The following is a 21,769-nucleotide window of genomic DNA, read 5'->3' as shown; positions in this document are numbered from 1 at the left end:
GCGCCCTGTTATCAATCCGACAAACCCTGCGCTTATTGTTTTTTCTTTTCGTTCAAAGCACGAATGCGTGAAGACAGAGAGAACAGACGGATGAAGCCGCCCGCGTGGCTGTGATCGTACACTTCGTCTTCGCCGAAGGTCGCGAACTCTTCCGAATACATGCTGTTTGGCGATTGTTTCTGAATCGCTGTCGCAGTGCCTTTGTAGAGTTTGATCACCACTTCACCGTTAACGTCTTGCGCCAGGGAATCCGTGGCTGCCTGAATAGATTCACGCAGCGGTGCGAACCAGCGACCATCGTACACCACGTAGGACATTTCGTGGCCGAGCTGCTCACGCCATTTGAAGCTGTCGCGATCCAGCACCAGTTGCTCAACGCCACGCAGCGCAGCCATCATGATGGTGCCTCCTGGCGTTTCGTAGCAACCGCGGGATTTAATGCCCACCAGACGGTTTTCCACGATATCGATACGGCCAATGCCGTGTTTCACGCCCAGTACGTTCAGCGCTTCAAGGCACTGGAACGGGCTCAGTTCGACGCCGTTAACGGCAACAACTTCACCTTTAGCCACTTTCACGGTCACCGTTTCAGCCTGATCCGGTGCGTCTTCCGGCGCAACAGTCCATGCCCAGCAATCTTTGTTTGCTGCATTCCACGGGCTTTCCAGCACGCCGCCTTCGGTGGAAATGTGCCATGCGTTTTCGTCACGGCTGTAGATTTTTTCGAGAGACGCGGTGGTCGGGATATTACGTTCTTTCAGGTAATCCAGCAGCGCTTCGCGGGAACGTAAGTCCCACTCACGCCACGGAGCGACCACTTTCAGCTGTGGTGCCAGCGCGGTGTACGTCGTTTCGAAACGCACCTGGTCGTTACCTTTACCGGTCGCGCCGTGGCACAGGGCATCGGCACCCACTTTCAGCGCCAGTTCAACCTGAGCTTTGGCGATCAACGGACGCGCCATTGACGTCCCCAGCAGGTAGCTGCCTTCGTACAGTGCGCCGGATTTCAGCACCGGATACACGTAGTCTTTGATGAACTCTTCACGCAGGTCAACCACGTGGCATTCAGATGCACCGGTACGCAGCGCTTTTTGTTCGATGCCTTCCAGATCGGCACGTTCCTGACCGATATCAGCCACGAACGCGACCACTTCGCAGTCGCCATAGTTTTCTTTCAGCCATGGAATGATCGCTGAGGTGTCCAGACCGCCGGAGTAAGCCAGAACAATTTTCTTAATGCCTTGAGTTGCTGCCATGATGATTTCCTTCAAAAAATTCAATTAATCCAATGGGTTTTAAACGTGTCGATAGTGAACTACGCCAGAATGCGTGTTCCGATCGCGACGCCGTTAAACAGTGCCGGCAATTGCTCGGCGTGACGCCAGCTGGCGATATCAACCGGACGTCCGAGAGAACGTGCGGCGTCCAGCGCAGCGTGAACTTTGACGATCATGCCGTCGGTGATGATGCCCTGATCGATCAGCTGTTCAGCACGTTCCGCGCTCATTTCAGGAATACGCTGACCTTTGCCGTCGAGGATACCGCTGACGTCTGACAGCAGAATCAAATCTGCGCCCAGCGTGGCGGCCAGCGCGGTCGCCGCCTGATCGGCGTTGACGTTCATCAGCTCACCGGTTGCGGTGATGCCGATGGAGCTGACAATCGGCAGATAGCCTGCGTCGGTCAGCGTCGTGATTAGCGCCGGATTACCCGCTTCGGCTTTACCGACGAAACCCAGAGATTCATCCAGCTGGGTCACGCTGACCGTACCGCCGTCGGCCAGAGACAGGCCGACCGCGTTAATGTGATTTTTGACCGCCCACGCCAGCAGCGTTTTGTTGGCGCTCCCGGCGAGTGCACCGGTAATGATATCAATCTGGTCGGCTGGCGTGACGCGCAGACCGGCCTTCTTTACCACCGGCAGATTCAGCTTTTTCATCAGCTCATCCACCAGGCAGCCGCCACCGTGGACGATGACCAGCGGGCGCTGATATTCCTGACGATAAGCGACGACCGCCATGAACAGACGCTCAAGCGCTTCTTCATTATCCAGCAACACACCACCCAATTTGATGACTAACGGATTCATAGCTGTTTACGCCCCGACCGGTTGATTATGTTAATTAATAACAATACGTTTAATTTAATCTAACATCCCTGCGCATCTGAATAAACGCTCAGGGACGGTTGTTTTCTGTTTACTGACAATCTAACTGATTGTTAAAGCAGTGATTGCGTCTCAGGGAAACCGAAACGGATATTCATACACTGCACCGCCTGCGCCGACGCGCCTTTCAGCACGTTGTCTTCCGTCGCAACCACAATCAGATGTTCACCTTTCACTGCAAAGCCAATGTCACAGAACGGCAATCCGACCACGTCTTTCAGCGCCGGAACGCCTTTGGTGTAAAGACGCACCAGCGGTTTATCGTGATACGCATTGTGGAAGGCTTCCGCCACGTCCTGCTCCGTCACACCCGCGTTCAGACGGCAGGTGATGGTCGCCAGAATACCGCGCGGGAAGTTACCCAGATGCGGAGTGAAAATGACCGGCACGCCGAGATGCTCTGCGATTTCAGGCTGATGACGGTGGCTGAAAAGTTTGTAAGGTTGCAGGCTGACTTCGCAGAAGCTGTTGCCGAGCGTGGCTTTACGGCCTGCGCCGCTGACGCCGCTGGTCGCGTTAATCACCGGCCACTGGCTGTCATTGAGCAAACCGTTTTCGATAAGTGGTTTCAGCGCCAGCTGTGACGCCGTCGGGTAACAACCCGGCACGGCAATCAGCTGCGCGTCTTTCAGTTTGTCTGCCTGCCATTCGGCCAGGCCGTACACGGCGCTGTCGAGCAAATCGAGGTGCTGATGCTCAAAGCCGTAGAATTCGGTGTAAAACTCAGGTTTGCTGACGCGAAAGGCACCGGACAGGTCAAACACCACACAACCGGCCGCCAGAAACTGCGGCGCCAGATCGTGGCTGACTTCATGCGCGGTCGCCAGAAACACGACATCGACACCTTTTGCCGCACCGGCAACATCCGTCAGCGGCAAAACAGGCAGATCGACAATACCTTTTAATTGAGGATGCAAATCAGAAAGCAATTTTCCTGCATCTGCACTTTGCGCTGAAACCGTTAAACCGGTTATGTTCATATGTGGGTGGCGATTCAGGTAAGCAGCGAGTTCAGCTCCGGCATAGCCTGTGGCACCAACAATCAGCGTATTCAACATAGGGTCTGTTCACCTTCTCAACTTATCTGTATGGCTTTGCGATACAGGGACTTCAACAGGTAACAGGTGGTCACCGCGTTGTACGCCGCTCACCCGCGAGATTCAGCCGTGTCGTTTTGACTAACGCGGAATTTTTTCCGGTTTCCTTACGCGCTGGCTTATTGTATTTTTATTCACAATTATTGCATGAATATGAATACTACCCTAACTAAAGGCTGTCAACAGTGAAGATGAAATTACCTCCTTTTATTGAGCTCTACCGGGCGTTAATCGCAACCCCTTCCATCAGCGCAACCGATGCGGCTTTGGACCAGAGCAATGAAACGCTAATCAACTTACTGGCAGGCTGGTTCGGCGATTTAGGCTTTAAGATTGAAGTGCAACCTGTTCCGGGAACCCGAAACAAATTCAATATGTTAGCCAGCACTGGCGAAGGCGCTGGCGGTTTACTGCTGGCCGGTCATACCGACACCGTGCCGTTTGATGATGGCCGCTGGACGCGCGATCCTTTCACCCTGACCGAGCATGAAAATAAGCTCTACGGTTTGGGTACCGCCGATATGAAAGGTTTCTTCGCCTTTATCCTCGATTCACTGCGCGACGTCGATCTCACCAAACTGACTAAACCGCTGTATATCTTAGCGACTGCCGATGAAGAAACGACTATGGCCGGTGCGAGCTATTTTTCCAAAAATGCCAAAATCCGTCCTGACTGCGCCATCATCGGCGAACCGACGTCACTCAAGCCCGTTCGTGCGCACAAAGGGCATTTATCAAACGCCATTCGTATCACCGGCCAGTCCGGTCATTCCAGCGATCCGGCGCGCGGCGTAAACGCGATTGAACTGATGCATGAGTCGATTACCCATTTAATGACCCTGCGCAATACCCTGAAAACGCGTTACAACCACAGTGGTTTCGTGATCCCGTACCCGACCATGAATTTTGGTTACATCAACGGCGGCGATGCGCCAAACCGTATTTGCGCCTGCTGCGAAATGCATATGGATATCCGTCCGTTACCCGGCCTGACGCTGTCCGAAATCAACGGCCTGCTAAATGAGGCGCTGGAGCCGGTGAGTCAGCGCTGGCCCGGTCGTCTGGTTGTTGAGGAACTGCATCCGCCGATTCCGGGATATGAATGCCCGCCGGATCATCCGCTGGTGCAGGTGGTTGAGAAGTTGCTGGGCGTGGAAACCGAAATCGTTAACTACTGCACGGAAGCTCCCTTTATTCAGGAGCTGTGTCCGACGCTGGTGCTGGGTCCGGGTTCAATCGATCAGGCACATCAGCCAGATGAATATATCGATACCGCGTTCATTAAACCGACACGCGAGTTGATCACTCAGGTTGTGCATCACTTCTGTTATCACTGATCCTGAATCAGGGTTGATGAACAAACAATCAGGGCGCTCAGGGGCGCCCTTTGCTACTGTACAAATCAGGTCAGCAAACGTGGATTAGCCAAACTGATATCGTCGCTGATGTAATTAAATTTCAGCGACATTGCCAAAAAGACCATTTTTCACGTGAGTGATCGGGGGTTTTTGGGTTAAAACAAGTGCTGCTTTTAAAAAGTGTGGCCAGGTTGGCAGGGTGAACGGGGCAAGAATGCCTGACGGGTGAAAGTTATTTACAGAATATAAAAATTAAACGAGAGAACGGGTCAGAGGTGATATGAACGAACAATATTCCGCAATGCGAAGTAATGTCAGTACGTTAGGTAAACTGCTGGGCGATACGATCAAAGATACGTTGGGAGAACATATCCTCGATCGCGTTGAGCAAATCCGTAAACTGTCGAAATCCTCCCGCGCCGGAAACGAAGCGGATCGTCAGGAATTACTGTCAACGCTGCAAAATCTTTCTAATGATGAATTGTTACCGGTTGCCCGTGCATTCAGTCAGTTCCTGAATTTAGCCAACGTGGCAGAGCAATATCACAGCATTTCGCCGCACGGCGAAGCAGCCAGTAATCCTGAAGCGCTGGCGCTGTTATTCGATCGTCTGAAATCAAAGAATCTCTCTGACCAGCAATTACGCGATGCCGTTGACCAGCTTTCTATTGAACTGGTTCTGACCGCGCACCCGACCGAAATCGCCCGCCGTACGCTGATCCACAAACTGGTCGAAGTGAATAACTGCCTCAAACAGCTCGACCACAACGATCTGGCCGATTACGAACGTAAACAAATTATGCGCCGCCTGCGTCAGCTGATTGCGCAGTCATGGCACACCGATGAAATCCGCAAGAACCGCCCTTCTCCGGTTGATGAAGCGAAATGGGGTTTTGCGGTGGTCGAAAACAGCCTGTGGGAAGGCGTTCCGGCGTTCCTGCGCGAGCTGAACGAACAGCTGGAAACCTCACTGGATTATAAAATGCCGGTGGAAGCCGTGCCGGTGCGTTTCACTTCCTGGATGGGGGGTGACCGCGACGGTAATCCGAACGTCACCGCTGATATCACCCGCCACGTTCTGCTGCTGAGCCGCTGGAAAGCCACCGACCTGTTCCTGCGCGACATCGCAGTGCTGGTGTCGGAACTGTCGATGACCGAATGTACGCCAGAGCTGCGCGAACTGGCCGGCGGTAAAGACATCATTGAGCCGTACCGTGAAATCATGAAGCAGTTGCGCACGCAGCTGACCTCAACTCAGGTCTATCTGGAAGCACGCCTGAAAGGCGAACGTGTCACGCGTCCGCACGATTTACTGGTGAAAAACGACCAGCTGTGGGCACCGCTGTACGCCTGCTATCAGTCGCTGCAGGCCTGCAACATGGGCATTATCGCTAACGGTCAGTTGCTGGATACGCTGCGCCGCGTGCGCTGCTTCGGCGTGCCGTTAGTGCGTATCGACGTGCGTCAGGAAAGTACACGTCATACCGATGCGATTGCCGAAATTACCCGTTATCTGGGGCTCGGCGATTACGAGAGCTGGTCGGAGTCTGACAAACAGGCTTTCCTGATCCGCGAACTGAATTCGCAGCGCCCGCTGGTCCCGCGTCACTGGGAACCGAGCGCCGATACCAAAGAAGTGCTGGATACCTGTCAGGTCATCGCCGAAGCGCCGGAAGGCTCGATTGCGGCGTATGTCATCTCAATGGCGCGCACGCCGTCTGACGTGCTGGCGGTGCATCTGCTGCTGAAAGAAGCCGGTTGCCCGTTCCCGATGCCTGTCGCGCCGCTGTTCGAAACGCTCGACGACCTGAATAACGCCGACGACGTGATGAAGCAGTTGCTGAGCATCGACTGGTACCGCGGTTTCATTCAGGGCAAACAGATGGTGATGATTGGCTATTCCGACTCCGCAAAAGACGCGGGCGTGATGGCGGCATCATGGGCGCAATACCGCGCGCAGGATGCACTGATCAAGACCTGCGAAAAAGCCGGTATCGCACTGACCCTGTTCCACGGACGCGGCGGTTCTATCGGCCGTGGCGGTGCACCGGCACAGGCAGCGTTGCTGTCTCAGCCTCCGGGCAGCCTGAAAGGCGGCCTGCGCGTGACCGAACAAGGCGAAATGATCCGCTTCAAATTCGGTTTGCCAGAAGTCACCATCAGCAGCCTGGCGCTTTATACCTCTGCGATCCTGGAAGCCAACCTGTTGCCACCGCCTGAGCCAAAACAAGCCTGGGTGGATATCATGGAGCAACTGTCTGACGTCTCCTGCAAGATGTACCGCGGTTACGTGCGTGAGAATAAAGATTTCGTGCCTTACTTCCGCGCCGCCACGCCTGAGCAGGAACTGGCGAAACTGCCACTGGGTTCACGCCCGGCGAAACGTAAAGCCAGCGGCGGCGTTGAAAGCCTGCGGGCCATTCCGTGGATCTTCGCCTGGACGCAAAACCGTCTGATGCTGCCAGCCTGGCTGGGCGCAGGTGCCGGTTTACAGGCCGTGGTGGATGGCGGGAAACGTGATGAGCTGGAAACCATGTGCCGCGACTGGCCGTTCTTCTCCACCCGGATCGGGATGCTGGAAATGGTGTTTGCGAAAGCTGACCTTTGGCTGGCCGAATACTACGATCACCGCCTGGTGGAAAAAGAGTTGTGGCCGCTCGGTCAGCAATTGCGTGATCAGTTAGCCAGCGATATCAAAGTGATTCTGGCGATTTCCAACGACGATCATCTGATGGAAGATTTGCCGTGGATTGCCGAATCTATCGCCCTGCGTAACGTCTATACCGATCCGCTGAACGTGCTGCAGGCTGAACTGCTGCACCGTTCCCGCGAGCTGGAAAAAGACGGCAAGCAGGATGCGAACATCGAACAGGCATTGATGGTGACAATTGCCGGCGTGGCCGCAGGTATGCGTAATACCGGTTAGTGGCTGCTGAAAGCAGGAAAGCAAAAACCCGCGAATTCGCGGGTTTTTTGTATTCAGTTCAGGGCAAAAAGATTAAGCGCGAACCGGTACGGCCACTTCAGGGCGCACACCCAGCGTATGACAAATGGCGTAACTCATTTCTGCACGGTTCAGGGTATAGAAGTGGAAGTCTTTCACCCCTTCGCGGCTGAGGATTTTTACCATGTCCATCGCGATATTCGCGCCGACCATTTTGCGGGTTTCGGCATCGTCATCCAGCCCTTCAAACATGCTGTTCATCCAGTGAGGCACGCGCACGTTGGTCATGGTGGCAAAGCGGGTCAGCTGTTTGAAGTTAGAAACCGGCAGGATCCCCGGCACGATCTCTACATCAATGCCCTGCCCGGCGCAGCGGTCGCGAAAACGCAGGTAGCTTTCCACGTCGAAAAAGAACTGGGTAATGGCGCGGTTTGCACCGGCGTCAATTTTACGTTTCAGGTTAATCAAATCAGACTGCGCGTTTTTGGCTTCGGGATGCACTTCCGGATAAGCCGCCACGGAAATATCAAAGTCGCCGACTTCTTTCAGTAAATGCACCAGATCGGTCGCGTACATGTCCGGCTTGCCGCCACCAGCAGGTAAATCCCCGCGCAGCGCCACAATATGGCGGATACCGCTCTGCCAGTAATCCTGCGCAATCTGGCGCAGTTCATCACGGCTGGCATCAATACAGGTCAGGTGCGGCGCCGCTTCCAGACCGGTGCGTTCTTTAATGCCTTTGATGATGCTGTGCGTGCGGTCGCGCTCACCGGAGTTTGCCCCGTAAGTCACCGATACGAACTTAGGTTTGAGGCTGCTCAGGCGGTCGATTGAGCTCCACAACGTGTCTTCCATCTCGCTGGTTCGTGGCGGGAAAAATTCGAAAGAGACGTTAATCTGACCCTGCAACTCTGCCAGGTTTTGATTCAGCGCTTCGCGCTGGTTTGCGTGGAAAAAGCTCATAAACACTACCTCATGGATCACTGCGTTTTTATTATGGTTCGTTATGATAGACGTTTGGACGTCTAAACGTATAGATAGAAAATGACGGAAAGCGGACAAGGTGTCAACGTTAAAATGATGGCAGAGGATGATTAATCTTCACGCAAACTGAAAGAATTTCACTTTGGCGAAAAGGTACTGTGGGGAAGATGAGGAAAAGTGGAGGTTTTTCACTGCTTCCCCTCCAGAGAGGGGAAGCAGCAAAGGATTACAGAAGTTGCGTCAGGCGGTTAAGGTCTGACTGTAACGCACCTGCGGTAACATCACGCCCGGCACCCGGCCCGCGGATGACCAGAGGATTGTCGCGATACCAGCGGCTTTCGATGGCAAAGACGTTATCGCACGGCAGCAGAGACGCCAGCGGATGGTCTTCACGCACGGCTTCAACGCCGACGCGTGCTTTGCCGTTAGCATCGAAACGCGCCACGTAGCGCAGCACCAGCCCCATTTCACGGGCGGCTTCCAGACGTTGCAACATCTGCTGATTCAGCGCCTCGCCATCTTCAAAGAACTGATCGACTGAGCCGGTGGCACAATCTGCCGGGACCAGAGATTCAACGCGAACCTGCGTCGGCTCGATGTCATATCCCGCCTCACGCGCCAGAATCACCAGCTTGCGCATGACGTCCTGCCCGGATAAATCATCGCGCGGATCCGGCTCGGTCAGCCCCTGCTGCCACGCTAAATCCACCAGTTCAGTGAAAGGCAACGTGCCGTCAAATTGCAGGAACAACCAGGATAAGGTGCCGGAGAAAATGCCGCTGATCGCCAGAATACTGTCGCCGCTTTCGCGTAAATCACGCACCGTATGGTTGACCGGTAAACCCGCGCCGACGGTGGCGTTGTACAACCAATGGCTGTCCGTTTTGGAAAACGCATCACGGATCTGACGGTATTTATTGCTGTCAGACGCACCCGCCAGCTTATTGGCGCTGATCACGTGGAAACCGTAGCTGGCGAAATCGAGATACTGATCCGCCAGTTCAGCGCTGGCTGTCACATCCAGCACCACCAGATCGTCATAAGGGTGCGCACGCATCCACAGGAACAGCGACTCTTCGTCGTGCGCCTGAGATTCGTCATCAAAGAAGGCCAGCGCGCGACTGGCGTCCAGACCTTCGTAATTGAGCAGGCTGCGTTTACTGTCCACCACACCGGCCAGCACAAATTCAAAACCGCTGCGCGCAGAAATGTTCTTTTGCTCACGGGCAAACAGCTCCAGCCAGCGTGAGCCGATATTGCCTTTACCAAACAGCATCAGACCGATTTGTTTTTCAGCGCGGAACAGCGTTTTGTGCAGCCCCTGAATCAGGTGCGCCGTCGGACCGACGCGCAGAACAGCCACCAGGCTGATGCCGTCTTCAGCCTGCCAGATAAATTCGACCGGCTGATCTTTCATTTCCTGATAGAAACGATGGCTGTGCAGCGGATTTTTACACACGCCCGCACCGACCAGCGCCACCAGCGCCAGCCCTTCCCGCAGCGTCAGACGCCCCGGAAGTGCCGCCTCTTCCAGCACCTGCAATGCACTGCCCGCCACTTCGGAGGTGTAGCACAGTTGCAGTAAATTACGGTCGGGATGCACACCGGTACACAGTGGCTTGACCTGCGCACGCTTGAGCAACAGCTCGACGTCTTTGTGCGCCAGACCAAAATCATGACCGGAAGGGATCGCTACTTCGATAAGGCAAATATCATCATGGCTGGTGACAATCTTCGCGCCGGTACCGGACGCCAGCACGCGTTCAATACGCGTTGAGCCCTGCTCAGGCTGGTAGCTGCAACGCAGCTGCAAATCGATATCACTGCCGGAAACAGGCTGTAAAGTGCGGGTATGGAGTACCGGAGCGGCCAGTCGCGCCAGTTCGCTGGCTTCGTCCAGACGCAGCAACGGCAGCAGACAGGCATCTTTGACCTTACGCGGGTCAGCACTGTACACACCGGCGACGTCACTCCAGATGGTCACGCGGCTGGCATCGGCCAGTGCACCGATTTGTGTGGCGGAATAGTCGCTGCCGTTACGGCCAAGCAGCACGGTTTCCCCCGCGTCATTGCGCGAGATAAAACCGGTGACCACCAGATATTGCTGAGGATGTTGTGCAAGAAGCTGTTGCAGCAGCGGATAAGAACGGCCTTCATCCACCTGCGGTTGCGCGGCGCGTTCGGCACGCAGGAATTCGCGCGCGTCCAGCCAGGCTGCCGGTAATTCGAGTTTGCACAAGACCGCAGACATCAGTCGGGCAGACCAGATTTCACCGTGACCGACCACTTCGGCATAAATCGCATCGGTGATCTTGCCGTCGAGCAGCACGGCCAGACGTTCGAGATCGTGAATAAATGAAGCAATAAGCGGCTCGGCCATTTCCGGCGGCAGCAGGCCGGAAATCAAATCACTCTGATAACGGCGCAACGTCTGCTGGACCTGATGCGCGGAAATCCTGTCGGTCTGGCTAAGCTTCAGCCAGCTGATCAGCTGGTTAGTGGTGCTGCCCGCCGCCGAGACAACCATCATGTCGCCCGGTTTGGCGTATTCGGCCATAATGCCTGCGACGCGCAAATAACATTTCACGTCGGCCAGACTGCTGCCACCAAATTTGTGCAACTGCCGGCTTCCCGCCGGTGCTGCGACCGCTATTGCATTCATACTTACCTCGTTGCCACTGACTGGAATGCGTGTTCCAGATCAGCAATCAAATCTTCACTGTCTTCAAGACCTACAGAAATTCGGAGCAAGCTGTCAGAAATCCCGGCGGCTTTACGCGCTTCGGGCGCCATACCCGCGTGCGTCATGGTTGCGGTATGAGAAATCAGGCTTTCGACACCTCCCAAGGATTCTGCGAGGGTAAATAACTTCAATTCTTTCAGGAAATGACGCAGCTGCGCCTCATCACCCTTAAATTCAAAACTGATCATGGCACCAAAACCGCGTTGCTGGCGGCGGGCAATATCATGCCCCTGGTTTTCCGGCAGCGACGGATGATACAGCTTTTTGACCTGCGTTTGCTTCTGTAAATAGGCAACAATCGCCAGCGCATTTTCCTGCTGCTGCTTCACGCGCACCGTTAAGGTACGCAGGCCACGCAACAACAGATAACTGTCGAAGGCCGCTGCCGTCACGCCGATGTTATTCGCCCACCAGGCCAGTTCAGTCGCATGTTCAGCGGTCTTAGATATTACCGTACCGGCGACCACATCAGAATGCCCGTTAAGATATTTAGTACAAGAATGGACGACTAAATCCGCGCCAAGCTGCAACGGGTTCTGTAACGCCGGGCTGAGGAAGGTGTTATCCACCACCGTTAACGCACCCGCTGCGTGCGATGCGGCGCAAATAGCTTCGATATCCACCACGCGCAACAGCGGATTGCTTGGCGATTCGATCAGCACCAGCGCCGGCTTTTCCTTCAGCGCGTCAGCCAGCGCCTGCGGATCGCCCTGATCGACAAACAGCACGCGATACGCACCGCGCTTGCTCAGGCTGTCAAACAAACGGTAACTGCCGCCGTAGCAATCGTGCGGGGCCAGCAGTAAATCGCCGGGTTTCAAAAAGACCGTACACACCAGATGAATCGCAGACATGCCACTGCTGGTCAGTACCGCGCCCGCACCGCCTTCCAGATCGGCCAGCGCACGCTGCGCAATATCACGCGTCGGATTACCGCGGCGTGAATAATCGTGGGCCCTTGGCTGATTGAAATCTTCAAAGTTGTAGGTGCTGGAAAGCGAGATTGGCGGAACTACACAACCATATTGCTGATCATTGTTCAGGCCACTGCCCACGGCAATGGTGGCTTGCTTGTGCGTCATAGTCTTTTTCTTCCTGCGATGTGCGAAGGGTGAGATGACAAAGAGTAACGCCCGGAGTTATAGACGTCAATACATCTGGACATCTAAACTTCTTTGCGTATAGATTGAGCAACAGAGCAATACCCGCTAAAATTATGGCGTTATGCGAATGTCTGGCCGATCCCGGACGCACAGGTAACCGGTCACGGCCCTGCGTCGGGCGACAAAATGAAGAATGCCACGGGGAAAATCGTGAGATAACCCTGTTAAATACGGACATTTATTTAGTGAGAACAGTGAAAATCGGGCATAATCACCGGGTTTTCAGAATTTTATTTTTTGATAAATTTAAGGTGTCCCATGGCTGAGTGGAACGGCGAATATGTCAGCCCTTACGCTGAACACGGTAAGAAAAGCGAACAAGTTAAGAAAATTACGGTATCCATTCCGCTGAAAGTCCTCAAAATCCTCACCGATGAACGCACTCGTCGCCAGGTGAATAACCTGCGTCACGCGACCAACAGTGAATTATTGTGCGAGGCTTTCCTGCACGCCTTTACCGGTCAGCCTTTACCGAATGACGAAGACCTGCGTAAAGAACGCAGTGACGAAATCCCGGAAGCGGCGAAGATCCTGATGCGTGAACTGGGTGTGGATCCTGATACCTGGGAATATTGATAGCGCTGAGCGCAGCTGAACATGCCCGTGCGGACGATTGTGCGGGTTTCAGTGTCTGTGATGATTAACGCTGAGTCGTGATCAGGAAGGTTTGTCTGGCGGGAAGTGAAACTGCAGGCAACAAAAAAGGCGCCATCGGCGCCTTTTTTTGCTCTCAAGCCAGCAATATTACTTGCTGCTTGGCATGCTGAAACGCTTGTTGAAGCGGTCAACACGGCCACCGGTAGCGACTTCACGTTGCTTACCAGTGTAGAACGGGTGACATTCGCCACAAACGTCCAGGTTCAGATCGTGACCCACAGTTGAGTGAGTTTTGATAACATTACCGCATGAGCAGTTTGCAGTAATTTCTACGTATTTAGGGTGAATACCTTGTTTCATGGGAAAACCTCTTCTTAAGGCCGCGTCGCTATCCAACCCTGTTCCGTCAGACACCACGCGTAGTGGATGATAGGCTTTGAGTACGAAATGCACCAAAGGCGGCGAATCATACAGAATCTCTGAGAACCGCGCAATCATGTTCATGCATTTCGAAGGACTCAGTGTACACTATCTCGTCATTTTTTTAAAGTCTGGACCCCCGATGCCTGTTGCCCACGTTGCTTTACCTGTTCCGCTTGCCCGTACTTTTGATTATTTATTGCCGCCCGACATGCAGGTCACGCAGGGTTGCCGGGTCAGTGTGCCTTTTGGTAAACGCGATGCAATTGGCATTGTCACGAAGATCAGCGATTCCAGCGAGTTTGGCCTGGAGAAGCTGAAACCGGTGCGTGAGGTCCTCGACCGTACCAGCCTCTTTACTCCCGACTTGTGGCGCATTCTGTTCTGGGCTGCCGACTATTACCATTTTCCGATTGGTGAAGTGCTGTTCCACGCGCTGCCGGTATTATTGCGCCAGGGAAAACCCGCTGAACTGACGCCGTTGTGGCAGTGGTTTGCCACTGAACAAGGCCGCGCGACCCCGCTCGACAGCCTGAAGCGTGCGCCAAAGCAGCAACAGGCGATGGCCGCGCTGATGCAAAAGCCGGTGTATCGCCATCAGGTCGCCGATCTTGATCTCACGGATACCGCATTGCAGGCATTGCGCGCCAAAGGGCTGACCGATTTACGCAGTATCGCGCCCGATGCAGCGGACTGGCGCAAAGATTTTTCAGTCGTGGGCGAGCGTTTGCGGCTTAACACCGAGCAGGCCACTGCCGTCGGTGCTATCCGCAGCGAAGATCAGCAGTTTTCCGCCTGGCTGCTGGCCGGGGTGACGGGTTCGGGCAAAACCGAAGTGTATCTCAGCGTGCTGGAAAATATTCTCGAACAGGGTCGGCAGGCGCTGGTGATGGTGCCGGAAATCGGCCTGACGCCGCAGACTATTGCCCGCTTCAGGGAGCGTTTCAGTGCGCCGGTTGATGTCCTGCATTCCGGCCTCAATGACAGCGAACGTCTTGCCGTCTGGCTGCGTGCGCGTAACGGTGAAGCGGGGATCGTCATCGGCACGCGTTCTTCTTTATTTACGCCTTTCGCCCGCCTCGGGGTGATCATTATTGATGAAGAACACGACAGCTCTTATAAGCAGCAGGAGGGCTGGCGCTATCACGCCCGTGATCTGGCGGTCTACCGTGCCCATGCCGAAAATATTCCGATTATCATGGGCTCGGCCACACCGGCGCTGGAAACCTTGCACAACGTCGAGTTGGGGAAATATCGCCAGCTGAAACTGACCAAACGTGCCGGTAACGCCAAACTCGCCCGCCAGAATTTGCTCGATCTGAAAGGAATGCAGCTGAAAGTCGGGTTATCGCAGCCGCTGATCCAAAAGATGCATGAACATCTGAAAGCCGATAATCAGGTGATGCTGTTTCTCAACCGCCGTGGCTATGCGCCTGCGCTGCTGTGCCATGAATGCGGCTGGATTGCCGAATGTCAGCGCTGCGACCACTATTACACGATCCACCAGAACCAGCGGCAGTTACGCTGCCACCATTGCGACAGCCAGCGTGCGGTGCCGCACCAGTGCCCGCACTGCGGCTCGACGCAGCTGGTTTCGGTGGGCGTCGGTACGGAACAGCTGGAAAATGAGCTGGCCCCGCTCTTTCCCGATACCCCCATCACCCGTATCGACCGCGATACCACCAGCCGTAAAGGCTCGCTGGAACTGCATCTGAATGAAATCCATCGCGGCGGTGCACGTATTCTTATCGGTACGCAAATGCTGGCGAAAGGGCATCACTTCCCGGACGTCACACTGGTGTCTTTATTAGACGTCGACGGCGCGCTGTTCTCGGCGGATTTCCGTTCTGCCGAGCGATTTGCCCAGCTCTATACGCAGGTTTCAGGACGTGCAGGCCGCGCCGGTAAACAGGGCGAAGTGGTGCTGCAAACTCATCATCCTGAACACCCGCTGTTGCAGGTTCTGTTGCAAAAAGGCTACGACGAATTTGCCAGGCAGACGCTTGCTGAGCGTAAAAGCGTCTTCCTGCCGCCTTATACCAGCCATATTCTGATTCGCTCTGAAGATCATGATAATCAGCAATCGGCGCTTTTCCTCCAGCAGTTACGTAATCTTCTGGAATCCAGCCCCCTGAAAGATGATTCGCTGTGGATTTTGGGGCCGGTTCCGGCGCTTGCCGCCAAACGTAACGGACGCTTCCGCTGGCAACTGTTATTACAGCATCCTTCCCGCCGGGTTTTACAGCATCTGATCAAGAGTTCTCAGCCACTTATCGCCAGCCTTCCTCAGGCCAGAAAAGTGAAATGGACGCTGGATGTGGATCCGATTGACAGCTAATCCGCAGGTAGCCCCGGTTTTTCTGCGGGGTGGATCGAAAAAAAGCATCTGCATCACACTTTTAATGCAAATTAGGTAACAAATCCTACTCACATTCTGTTTAGAATGTGATGAGCTACACAGCACGCAGGGGTAGCAGGTGAGGAATGTTGATGTTGTCGTGTCCGTTTGATGCAGTTGCAAGGAGAGATGCGTTGGAGCACAAGAAAGAATTACCCGCCGCGACAATGAAAGATGTGGCTGAACAGGCAGGCGTTTCAACAGCAACGGTATCCCGCGCGTTAATGAATCCGGAAAAAGTTTCCGCTTCCACCCGTCAGAAAGTGGATCAGGCCGTCATGGCCGTGGGCTATTCGCCCCATGCCATGTCGCGCAATTTAAAACGCAACGAATCACGCACCATTCTGGTGATCGTCCCGGACATCTGCGATCCGTTTTTTGCAGATTTGATCCAGGGGATCGAACGCACCGCCGCGCAAAGTGGCTATCTGGTGCTGATCGGCGATTGCGCTCACCAGAACCAGCAAGAAAAAACCTTTATCAATCTGATCATCACCAAACAAATTGACGGCATGCTGCTGCTCGGCTCGGATTTACCTTTCGATGCCAGTAAAGAAGAACAGCGAAATTTGCCGCCGATGGTGATGGCCAATGAATTTGCCCCGGAACTTGAACTGCCGACCGTTCACATTGATAACCTGACTGCCGCATTTGAAGCCGTACATTACCTTCTGAAGCTGGGTCATCAGCGCATTGCCTGTATCGCCGGGCCGAAACATATGCCGCTGTGCCAGTACCGTTCACAAGGTTATATTCAGGCGTTGCGTCGTAATGGCATGAGCGTTGAGAGCGCTCTGACCGTTCATGGTGATTTCAGCTATGAATCAGGCGCGCTGGCGCTGACAGAGCTGATGTCACTGCCGACACCGCCGACGGCGATTTTCTGTCACAACGACGTGATGGCGATTGGCGCCATGTTCCAGGCAAAGAAAATGGGGCTGCGTATTCCGCAAGATCTGTCGATTGTCGGCTTCGATGACATCAAGGCCAGCCAGTTCACCGATCCTCCGCTGACCACCGTGGCGCAGCCAAGGTTCCAGCTGGGTCGTCAGGCCATGTTATTATTACTCGAGCAGTTGCAGGGAAATCCGGTACAAAACGGTTCACTGCTGCTCGACAGCGAACTCATCGTGCGTGAAAGTACTGCGGCGCCCAAAGCGTGAGTCATTTTTTATCCCACCATGAAGTTTTAATTTCAGTAAATGTTCAGGGTTAAGTAACATGACGCACTTCTTCTTTAATCATCACGACACAGCGAAACGATAGTGGCACAGAAAGACTATGTAAGCCGTGGGCGCTCAGGAGCGCGGCGGAAAAGTACCAGCCGGAGTAAAAAACGCAATTCCACAACGATCTCCAAAACCATGGTGGTGTTAGCCGTTGCGGTGCTGGTGGTGTTTGTCGGTGGCCTCTATTTTATTGCTCACAATAAGCATGAAGAAGCGGTCGTGGTGCCAACGCATCCTGTCCGTCCGGGTAACGGATTGCCTCCTAAGCCTGAAGAACGCTGGCGTTATATTAAAGAACTGGAAAACCGCCAGATGGGTGTGACCACGCCGACAGAACCGACGGCGGGTGGTCAGGTGGAATCCAAAACTCAGCTGACGCCGGAACAGCGCCAGTTGCTCGAGCAAATGCAGGCCGATATGCGCCAGACGCCGACACAGCTGTCTGAAGTGCCGTATAACGATCCAAATCAGGTCACGCGTACGACGACGGCACCTGCGCAGCGTCAGGTTCAGCAACAGCAGCAGCAACCGACCTATGCACAGCAGCAGCCGGTGCAGACTCAGCCGCGCCAGGTTCAGCAACAACCTGCGTACACGCCGCAAACGCAGCCAGTACGCGCGCCGCAGGCTCAGGCTCAGGCTCAGGCTCAGACACAACCGGTACAGCAGAAACCTAAACCTGTGCCGAAAGAAACCGTGAAAGAACAGCCTAAAACACAGCAACCGGCCGCCATCACACAGGTGACGCCGGAGAAACCTAAAGAGCAGGAAAAGACCCAGCGCTTTATGGTTCAGTGCGGTTCTTTCCACGGCACCGAGCAGGCAGAATCTCAGCGTGCGAAGCTGGCCTTTGAAGGTTTTGAAGGCCGTATCACGACCGGCGGTGGCTGGAATCGTGTGGTGATCGGCCCTTATAACAATCGTTCCGGTGCCGACAGCACCTTAGCCCGCCTGAAGAACGCAGGCATCTCCGGTTGCATTCCCCTCGCAACCGGGGGTTGAAAACCCGTAATCCTTCCCCAATCTATACTTTCAATATGCCTCGTAAGCTTGTGAGACACCCAGCGTGTCCCACAAGCCTGCGGGGATCTTTCCCGTCTGCAACGAGGAACCGCTCGTGACAACAATTGTAAGTGTACGCCGCAACGGCAAGGTCGTTATCGGTGGTGATGGCCAGGCCACATTGGGAAATACCGTCATGAAGGGCAACGTCAAAAAAGTACGTCGCCTGTATAACGATAAAGTGATCGCGGGCTTTGCTGGCGGTACAGCGGATGCGTTCACGCTGTTTGAGCTGTTCGAGCGCAAGCTGGAAATGCATCAGGGTCATCTGGTGAAAGCGGCCGTAGAACTGGCGAAAGACTGGCGTACCGACCGTATGCTGCGCCGTCTCGAAGCGCTGCTGGCCGTCGCCGATGAAAACGCGTCGCTTATCATCAGCGGCAACGGTGATGTTATTCAGCCAGAAAACGATCTGATCGCCATTGGTTCCGGTGGCCCGTATGCACAGGCAGCAGCCCGCGCACTGCTGGAAAATTCAGAGCTGGGCGCCCGCGACATCGTGGAAAAATCGCTGAGTATCGCCGGTGACATCTGCATCTACACCAACCAATTCCACACCATCGAAGAATTGTCTTCTAAAGCGTAAGGATCGAAAATTATGTCTGAGATGACCCCGCGCGAGATCGTCAGCGAACTAGACAGCTACATCATTGGCCAGGACAAAGCGAAACGTGCCGTGGCCATTGCCCTGCGTAACCGCTGGCGTCGCATGCAGCTCGACGAAGCGCTGCGCCATGAAGTCACCCCGAAAAACATTCTGATGATCGGTCCGACCGGTGTGGGTAAAACCGAAATCGCCCGCCGTCTGGCGAAACTGGCGAACGCACCGTTCATCAAAGTCGAAGCGACCAAATTCACCGAGGTCGGTTATGTCGGTAAAGAAGTGGATTCTATTATCCGCGATTTGACCGACTCCGCCGTGAAAATGGTGCGCCTGCAATCCATCGAAAAGAACCGTTTCCGCGCCGAAGAACTGGCCGAAGAACGTATTCTGGATGTGCTGATCCCGCCGGCGAAAAACAACTGGGGCCAGGCAGACGAAACCCAGGAACCTTCTGCCGCGCGCCAGAATTTCCGCAAAAAACTGCGTGAAGGCCAGCTCGACGACAAAGAAATTGAAATCAGTCTGGCTTCCGGACCTGTGGGCGTGGAAATCATGTCCCCGCCGGGCATGGAAGAGATGACGAACCAGCTTCAGTCCATGTTCCAGAACATGGCCGGGCAGAAACAAAAACCGCGCAAACTGAAAATCAAAGAAGCCTACAAGCTGTTGGTTGAAGAAGAAGCGGCAAAACTGGTGAATCCGGAAGATCTGAAAGAACAGGCGATAGAAGCCGTCGAGCAGCACGGTATTGTGTTTATCGATGAGATCGACAAAATCTGTAAACGCGGCGGCCAGAGCTCCGGCCCGGATGTTTCCCGCGAAGGTGTTCAGCGCGACCTGCTGCCGCTGGTGGAAGGCTGCACAGTCTCTACTAAACACGGCATGGTGAAAACAGATCACATCCTGTTTATCGCTTCCGGTGCGTTCCAGACTGCCAGCCCGTCAGATTTGATCCCTGAACTGCAGGGGCGTCTGCCTATTCGCGTTGAACTGCAGGCGCTGTCGACTGAAGACTTCGAACGCATTCTGACCGAACCGAGTGCTTCGCTGACTCATCAGTACAAAGCATTGATGGCAACCGAAGGCGTCACCATTGATTTCACCGCTGACGGTATCCGCCGTATCGCCGAAGCCGCATGGCAGGTCAACGAAACCACCGAAAACATTGGTGCCCGTCGTTTGCATACGGTTCTTGAGCGTCTGATGGAAGATATCTCTTACGACGCGAGCGAAAGCAACGGTATTTCCATAAACATTGATGCAGATTATGTTAGGAGCCACCTTGATCAGCTGGTAGCTGATGAAGATCTGAGCCGTTTTATCTTATAATTTGCTCATACGTTCCGAAAGTGATCTTCAGGGAGGCGTTTGCCTCCCTGATTTTTTTTAGATTTCGGACTGACTTGTTCACCTGAGCGAATCCATCTATGAGCACTATGACTCCCTGCACTCCGACGACGCCCGCCCGCGCCTGGCTCGAAAGCCTGCGTCCCAAAACGCTGCCTCTGGCTTTTGCCTCTATCGTGATGGGTTCGGCCATTGCCAGCCTGCAAGGCGTTTTCCATCCGCTGACGGCGTTGCTGGCGCTGCTCACCGCCGGGTGTCTGCAAATCCTGTCCAATCTGGCGAATGATTATGGCGATGCCGAAAAAGGCAGCGATACGCCCGATCGTGTCGGGCCTTTGCGCGGCATGCAAAAAGGGATGATTACCGCCTCACAAATGAAACACGCGATTATGCTCACCATCGCGCTGACCATTATTTGTGGCGTCGCGCTGATCGCCGTGGCCTGTCATAAACCCAGCGACGTAGTCGGTTTTCTGATCCTCGGGCTGCTGTCGATTGGCGCGGCAATCACCTATACCGTGGGGACGCGCCCTTACGGTTATATGGGCCTCGGTGATATTTCGGTGCTGATTTTCTTTGGCTGGATAAGCGTTGCCGGTACGTTCTATTTGCAGGCGGGATACTTCGACTGGATTGTGATGCTGCCAGCGACGGCGACCGGCCTGCTCTCCACTGCGGTGCTCAACATTAACAACCTGCGTGATATCGACACCGACAGCGCCAATGGCAAGAACACGCTGGCCGTCCGTCTGGGGCCGGTCAATGCGCGTCGTTATCACACGGTGATTCTGACGGCCGCCGCAATTTGTCTGGCGGTATTCTCTGCCGTATATCTGCATCACTGGACCGGCTGGCTGTTTCTTCTGGCCGTACCTGTGCTGGCAATCCATATCCGCCGGGTGAATCGCGCAAAAACCTCAATGGAAGTACGCCCTCTGCTGGAGCACATGGTAAAAGCTGCGTTACTGACTAACGTATTGTTTGCAGTGGGTCTGTTACTGAATTGAAGAAAAGTGGCCTGGCGTGCGCTAATCGGGTCACTTTTCACATTTAACAATTGATGATTTTGCCAACATCCGCCGATAAGGGATATACTGAACGTTCATGCAGCAACCAGATGAAATCCTATGAAATACGATACTTCCGAACTTTGCGATATCTACCATGAAGAAGTGAATGTTGTCGAACCCCTGTTCTCCAACTTTGGTGGCCGTACTTCATTTGGCGGGCAAATCACGACAGTGAAGTGTTTCGAAGACAATGGCTTGCTTTATGACTTGCTGGAAGAGAATGGTCGTGGCCGCGTGTTGGTGGTCGATGGCGGCGGTTCTGTTCGTCGTGCATTACTTGATGCCGGTCTGGCACGTCAGGCATTGCAAAACGAATGGGAAGGCATTTTGATTTACGGTGCGGTTCGTCAGGTGGATGACCTGGAAGAGCTCGACCTTGGCATTCAGGCTATGGCGGCCATTCCGGCTGGCGCAGGCAGTGAGGGGATCGGCGAAAGCGACATTCGTGTTAATTTCGGCGGCGTGACCTTCTTCTCCGGCGACCACTTGTATGCTGATAACACCGGTATCATCCTGTCAGAAGACCCGCTCGATATCGAATAACCTTCGCTTACAGCAACAAAAAAGGACGCCTGGGCGTCCTTTT

The 21,769-nt window shown here is 54.4% G+C and carries 17 protein-coding genes; 10 read left to right on the top strand and 7 right to left on the bottom strand.

The genetic code is table 11. The annotated features are described in order from the left end of the window. Positions 1-32: 32 nt before the first annotated feature. The 3 genes from ABSH60_RS10230 to argC form a co-directional block, all read right to left on the bottom strand. Entirely contained in the window at positions 33-1,256 is a 1,224-nt protein-coding gene (locus ABSH60_RS10230) for an argininosuccinate synthase (RefSeq protein WP_056774630.1), read from the bottom strand. A gap of 59 nt (positions 1,257-1,315) precedes the next feature. Continuing rightward, positions 1,316-2,089: an acetylglutamate kinase gene (argB, locus tag ABSH60_RS10225; RefSeq protein WP_056774627.1), complete on the bottom strand. Its 774-nt coding sequence runs from the start codon at positions 2,087-2,089 to the stop codon at positions 1,316-1,318. Positions 2,090-2,220: 131 nt separating this feature from the next. Further along, on the bottom strand, positions 2,221-3,225 hold the full coding sequence (gene argC / locus ABSH60_RS10220) for an N-acetyl-gamma-glutamyl-phosphate reductase (protein WP_056774624.1): 1,005 nt from the start codon (positions 3,223-3,225) through the stop codon (positions 2,221-2,223). A 224-nt stretch (positions 3,226-3,449) separates the two neighbouring features. On the opposite strand from argC, the gene argE reads away from it, so the two are divergent. Together argE and ppc are read left to right on the top strand one after the other, a co-directional pair. Continuing rightward, positions 3,450-4,601, top strand: coding sequence for an acetylornithine deacetylase (argE, locus tag ABSH60_RS10215; RefSeq protein ID WP_390973821.1), 1,152 nt, complete (start codon positions 3,450-3,452; stop codon positions 4,599-4,601). 301 nt (positions 4,602-4,902) lie between these two features. Continuing rightward, on the top strand, positions 4,903-7,548 hold the full coding sequence (gene ppc, locus ABSH60_RS10210; protein ID WP_056774619.1) for a phosphoenolpyruvate carboxylase: 2,646 nt from the start codon (positions 4,903-4,905) through the stop codon (positions 7,546-7,548). 72 nt (positions 7,549-7,620) lie between these two features. Here ppc and metF read toward each other — a convergent pair whose 3' ends face one another. The 3 genes from metF to metB all read right to left on the bottom strand — a co-directional run bounded on the left by metF (position 7,621) and on the right by metB (position 12,375). Further along, positions 7,621-8,529: a methylenetetrahydrofolate reductase gene (metF, locus tag ABSH60_RS10205; RefSeq protein ID WP_056774615.1), complete on the bottom strand. Its 909-nt coding sequence runs from the start codon at positions 8,527-8,529 to the stop codon at positions 7,621-7,623. 247 nt (positions 8,530-8,776) lie between these two features. Further along, on the bottom strand, positions 8,777-11,212 hold the full coding sequence (locus tag ABSH60_RS10200) for a bifunctional aspartate kinase/homoserine dehydrogenase II (protein ID WP_056774613.1): 2,436 nt from the start codon (positions 11,210-11,212) through the stop codon (positions 8,777-8,779). 2 nt (positions 11,213-11,214) lie between these two features. Next, positions 11,215-12,375, bottom strand: a complete 1,161-nt coding sequence (gene metB, locus ABSH60_RS10195) for a cystathionine gamma-synthase (protein ID WP_056774610.1) — start codon at positions 12,373-12,375, stop codon at positions 11,215-11,217. Between the two features lie 339 nt (positions 12,376-12,714). On the opposite strand from metB, the gene metJ reads away from it, so the two are divergent. Continuing rightward, positions 12,715-13,032 (top strand): met regulon transcriptional regulator MetJ, encoded by a 318-nt coding sequence (gene metJ, locus ABSH60_RS10190; RefSeq protein ID WP_004392248.1) that lies wholly within the window; start codon positions 12,715-12,717, stop codon positions 13,030-13,032. 168 nt (positions 13,033-13,200) lie between these two features. Here metJ and rpmE read toward each other — a convergent pair whose 3' ends face one another. Continuing rightward, entirely contained in the window at positions 13,201-13,413 is a 213-nt protein-coding gene (gene rpmE, locus ABSH60_RS10185) for a 50S ribosomal protein L31 (RefSeq protein ID WP_072158085.1), read from the bottom strand. Positions 13,414-13,615: 202 nt separating this feature from the next. On the opposite strand from rpmE, the gene priA reads away from it, so the two are divergent. The 7 genes from priA to rraA all read left to right on the top strand — a co-directional run bounded on the left by priA (position 13,616) and on the right by rraA (position 21,726). Further along, positions 13,616-15,811 (top strand): primosomal protein N', encoded by a 2,196-nt coding sequence (gene priA, locus ABSH60_RS10180; RefSeq protein ID WP_056774608.1) that lies wholly within the window; start codon positions 13,616-13,618, stop codon positions 15,809-15,811. 194 nt (positions 15,812-16,005) lie between these two features. Continuing rightward, a complete protein-coding gene (cytR, locus tag ABSH60_RS10175; protein WP_056774605.1) occupies positions 16,006-17,034 on the top strand; it encodes a DNA-binding transcriptional regulator CytR in 1,029 nt (342 codons plus the stop codon). 102 nt (positions 17,035-17,136) lie between these two features. Next, on the top strand, positions 17,137-18,102 hold the full coding sequence (ftsN, locus tag ABSH60_RS10170; RefSeq protein ID WP_390973817.1) for a cell division protein FtsN: 966 nt from the start codon (positions 17,137-17,139) through the stop codon (positions 18,100-18,102). Between the two features lie 115 nt (positions 18,103-18,217). Next, entirely contained in the window at positions 18,218-18,748 is a 531-nt protein-coding gene (gene hslV / locus ABSH60_RS10165) for an ATP-dependent protease subunit HslV (RefSeq protein WP_056774599.1), read from the top strand. A 12-nt stretch (positions 18,749-18,760) separates the two neighbouring features. Continuing rightward, positions 18,761-20,095, top strand: a complete 1,335-nt coding sequence (hslU, locus tag ABSH60_RS10160; RefSeq protein ID WP_056774596.1) for an HslU--HslV peptidase ATPase subunit — start codon at positions 18,761-18,763, stop codon at positions 20,093-20,095. Positions 20,096-20,193: 98 nt separating this feature from the next. After that, entirely contained in the window at positions 20,194-21,120 is a 927-nt protein-coding gene (locus ABSH60_RS10155) for a 1,4-dihydroxy-2-naphthoate polyprenyltransferase (protein WP_136375876.1), read from the top strand. A gap of 120 nt (positions 21,121-21,240) precedes the next feature. Next, positions 21,241-21,726 (top strand): ribonuclease E activity regulator RraA, encoded by a 486-nt coding sequence (gene rraA, locus ABSH60_RS10150; protein ID WP_056774588.1) that lies wholly within the window; start codon positions 21,241-21,243, stop codon positions 21,724-21,726. Positions 21,727-21,769 lie beyond the last annotated feature (43 nt).

Origin of the sequence: Rahnella sp. R3(2024) (assembly GCF_042920125.1) — a bacterium.
Lineage (GTDB): Bacteria > Pseudomonadota > Gammaproteobacteria > Enterobacterales > Enterobacteriaceae > Rahnella > Rahnella rivi.
This window is presented reverse-complemented; position numbering and strand designations above follow the sequence as displayed.

Excerpts from the sequence above, each read along its gene's own strand:
- hslU (WP_056774596.1), top strand. The coding sequence starts at position 18,761 with ATGTCTGAGATGACCCCGCGCGAGATCGTCAGCGAACTAGACAGCTAC.
- priA (WP_056774608.1), top strand. The coding sequence starts at position 13,616 with ATGCCTGTTGCCCACGTTGCTTTACCTGTTCCGCTTGCCCGTACTTTT.
- ABSH60_RS10200 (WP_056774613.1), bottom strand. The coding sequence starts at position 11,212 with ATGAATGCAATAGCGGTCGCAGCACCGGCGGGAAGCCGGCAGTTGCAC.
- metJ (WP_004392248.1), top strand. The coding sequence starts at position 12,715 with ATGGCTGAGTGGAACGGCGAATATGTCAGCCCTTACGCTGAACACGGT.
- rpmE (WP_072158085.1), bottom strand. The coding sequence starts at position 13,413 with ATGAAACAAGGTATTCACCCTAAATACGTAGAAATTACTGCAAACTGC.
- argC (WP_056774624.1), bottom strand. The coding sequence starts at position 3,225 with ATGTTGAATACGCTGATTGTTGGTGCCACAGGCTATGCCGGAGCTGAA.
- ABSH60_RS10230 (WP_056774630.1), bottom strand. The coding sequence starts at position 1,256 with ATGGCAGCAACTCAAGGCATTAAGAAAATTGTTCTGGCTTACTCCGGC.
- metB (WP_056774610.1), bottom strand. The coding sequence starts at position 12,375 with ATGACGCACAAGCAAGCCACCATTGCCGTGGGCAGTGGCCTGAACAAT.
- ppc (WP_056774619.1), top strand. The coding sequence starts at position 4,903 with ATGAACGAACAATATTCCGCAATGCGAAGTAATGTCAGTACGTTAGGT.
- rraA (WP_056774588.1), top strand. The coding sequence starts at position 21,241 with ATGAAATACGATACTTCCGAACTTTGCGATATCTACCATGAAGAAGTG.
- metF (WP_056774615.1), bottom strand. The coding sequence starts at position 8,529 with ATGAGCTTTTTCCACGCAAACCAGCGCGAAGCGCTGAATCAAAACCTG.
- argB (WP_056774627.1), bottom strand. The coding sequence starts at position 2,089 with ATGAATCCGTTAGTCATCAAATTGGGTGGTGTGTTGCTGGATAATGAA.
- ABSH60_RS10155 (WP_136375876.1), top strand. The coding sequence starts at position 20,194 with ATGAGCACTATGACTCCCTGCACTCCGACGACGCCCGCCCGCGCCTGG.